General features: G+C 77.5%; 1 protein-coding gene. It reads right to left on the bottom strand.

All coding sequences use genetic code 11. The annotated features are described in order from the left end of the window. Positions 1 to 1,727: SpnB-like Rossmann fold domain-containing protein (locus tag GQS09_RS28180; protein ID WP_165990341.1), on the bottom strand; the 1,727-nt coding region annotated here is incomplete at both ends.

Here is a 1,727-nt window from a genome sequence, read left to right as displayed (position 1 = left end):
GCGGTCCGCGCCGGCTGAGCAGCAGCAGGTGGCGCACGCCGTGGGCGGTGACCAGGTGGCGGGCGAACAGTGCGCCCAGGGCGCCGGTACCGCCGGTCACCAGGACGGTGCCCTCCGGCGCCGGGACCGGCACCGCGTCCCCCGGCTCCGGCTCCGCACCGGCCACACCCGCCGGACGCGCCCCGGCCAGCCGGGGGGTGCTCGCCCGTCCCGCGCGGAGGGCGAGCTGGTCGTGGCCGGACGCGAGCGCGGCGGAGAGCTGCCCGGCGCTCGCCGGGCTGCCGTCCGTGTCGATCAGCATGATCCGGCCGGGATTCTCGACCTGCGCCGACCGGACCAGACCCCACACCGGGGCCGAGCCCGGGTCGACGTCCTCGCCGTCGTGGGTGGCGACGGCGTTCTCCGTGACCAGCACCAGCCGGGAGGTCCCGGCCGCCAGCGCCTCCTGCACCAGCTCCAGCGCCCGTACGGTGCTCCGGTGCGCCGCGTCCGCCGCGTCGTCCCCGGCCGCCGTGCCGAGCAGGGCGACGAGGACGTCCCCGGCGGCGTCGGCGACGTTCTCGACGCGGTGGCCGAGGCCGTCCGGCGGGGTGTCCCGGAGCACGGCCCAGCGGGTGGCGGTGAGATCCTCCGGGTCGGGCAGGCCGACCGGCGACCAGACCAGGTGGAACAGCGAGCCGTCCGCCGCGCCGTCCAGCCGCCGGGCGGGGGTCACCGGGCGCCGCAGCGCGCGCGCCTCGGCGACCGGCTCGCCGGTCTCGTCGGCCAGCCACAGCCGGAAGGCGTCCTCGCCCCTGGGCCTGATCCAGACCCGGAGCGAGCGCGGGCCGACGGCATGCAGGTGGAACCCGTGCCAGGACAGGCCGGCGGTGTCCTGCCCGGCGGCGAGCAGCGGGTGCAGCGCGGCGTCGAGCAGCGCGGGATGGATCCCGAACGCGTCCGGGTCCGTGCCGTCGGGGAGCTCCACCTCGGCGAACAGTTCCTCGCCCCGCTGCCACAACGCCCGCAGCCCCTGGAACGCCGGCCCGTGCGTGCAGCCCTTCTCGTCCAGCCGCCGGTAGAAGCCGTCGAGCCCGGCCGGGGCGGCCCCGGGCGGTGGCCAGGTGCCCAGGGAGACCATGGGCGCCGGTGCGGCCTCGGTGAGCAGGCCGGTGGCGTGCACCTGCCACGGCGCGCCCGGGTCGTCCCGGTCCGGCCGGGAGCTGATGGTGATCCGCCGGTGCCCGTCCGCGTCGGCCGGGCCGACGGATGCCTGCACCTGGACTCCGCCGCTCTCCGGGACGGTCAGCGGGGTGCCGACGGTCAGGTCGGCGATGCCGGGGCAGCCGGTCTCGTCGCCGGCCCGGACGGCCAGCTCGGTCATGGCCGCCGAGGGCAGTGTCACGGTGCCGCCGACCCGGTGGTCGGCGAGCCAGGGGTGGGTGTGCAGCGCGAGGCGGCCGGTGAGCACCGCGCCCTTGCCGTCGGCGAGTCCGACGGCCGTCTTCAGCAGCGGGTGACCCGTTGCGGTCAGGCCGGGCCCGCCGGTGCTCCGCGCGCCGGGGGAGATGCTGTCCAGCCAGTAGTTCTGGTGTTGGAAGGGGTAGGTGGGCAGGTCGGTGACGGTGGCGGTGGTGCCGGTGAACAACGCCGCCCAGTCCACGGTGTGCCCGCGGGTGTGGAGCCGGGCCAGCGCACCGAGCGCGGTCTCCACCTGCGGACGGTCCCGCCGCTGCAGCGCCACGAAC

Source organism: Streptomyces sp. YIM 98790, from assembly GCF_011421595.1.
Lineage (GTDB): Bacteria > Actinomycetota > Actinomycetes > Streptomycetales > Streptomycetaceae > Streptomyces.
The sequence above is the reverse complement of the archived record's forward strand: the minus strand, read 5'-3'. Positions and strand labels throughout refer to the sequence as shown.